This is a genomic window from Streptomyces sp. PT12 (assembly GCF_003311645.1).
In the GTDB taxonomy this organism is placed as follows: domain Bacteria; phylum Actinomycetota; class Actinomycetes; order Streptomycetales; family Streptomycetaceae; genus Streptomyces.
The window spans coordinates 1-1,085 of record NZ_QEST01000127.1; the positions used below are offsets into that span (position 1 = coordinate 1).

Here is a 1,085-nt window from a genome sequence, read left to right on the forward strand (position 1 = left end):
CCGCCCCGAGGTTGAGAGCCTGGTTACCGCCCTGGCCGCCCTTCACACCATGGGCACGGCGGTTGACTGGGAGTCGTTCTACAACGGCACCGGCGCCCGCCGCGTCCCGCTGCCCACCTACGCCTTCCAGCACCAGCGCTACTGGCCCACCTCGTTCACCACCCTCGCCGGGGGCCCGGCGGCCGACACCGTCGAGACCGCGTTCTGGGAGGCCATCGAGCGCGAGGACGCCGACGAGCTCGCCGCCACGCTCGACCTCGACGCGGACGCCCTCGGCGCCCTCGTCCCCGCCCTCGCCGCCTGGCGGCGCCGCCGTCGCGAGGAGTCCGAGCTCGACTCCTGGCGCTACCGCATCGTCTGGAAGCCCCAGTCCGAGGCCCCCGCCGCCACCCCCCTGGCGGGCCGCTGGGTCATCGTCGCACCCCCCGGCTCCGACCGCGCCCCCGAGATCGCCCGCGCGCTCGCCGAGCATGGCGCCGACACCGACATCGCCACGCCCGACGCCCTGCCCGAGCTGGCCTCCGCGACCGCCGTGCTGTCCCTGCTGCCCGACGCCGCGGCCACGGCCGAGCTGGTGCGCGGCCTCGAGATACCCCTCTGGATCGCCACCACGGGCGCCGTCTCCACCGGCCGCTCCGACCGGCTCGGCGACCCGTGGCAGTCGGCCCTGTGGGGCCTCGGCCGAGTCATCGCCCTTGAGCAGCCGCAGAGTTGGGGTGGCCTGATCGACCTGCCCGAGCGGCTCGACCGGCGCGCGGCCGCCCGCCTCGCCGCCGTCCTCACCGGCACCGAGGACCAGGTCGCCATCCGGCCCTCCGGCGTCTTCCTCCGCCGCCTCGTCCACGCCCCGCGCGAAGCCGTCACCGGCGGCGCGGGCTGGACGCCCCGCGGCACGGTCCTGGTCACCGGGGGCACCGGGGCCCTCGGCCGCGAGGTCGCCAGCTGGCTGATCGGCGAGGGCGCCGACCGCGTCGTGCTCGCCAGCCGCGGGGGCGCCGCCTCCGGGCTGCCTGCCGGGGTCGAGCCCGTCGCCTGCGACGTCACCGACCGCGACGCCCTCGCCGCGATCATCGACGACCTGCCAG

At 77.1% G+C, this 1,085-nt stretch carries 1 protein-coding gene; it reads left to right on the forward strand.

The window, feature by feature from the left end; translation table 11 throughout:
- Positions 1-49: 49 nt before the first annotated feature.
- Positions 50-1,085 (forward strand): KR domain-containing protein (locus DEH69_RS13665; protein WP_147255571.1); only part of this gene is annotated, 1,036 nt, incomplete at its 3' end.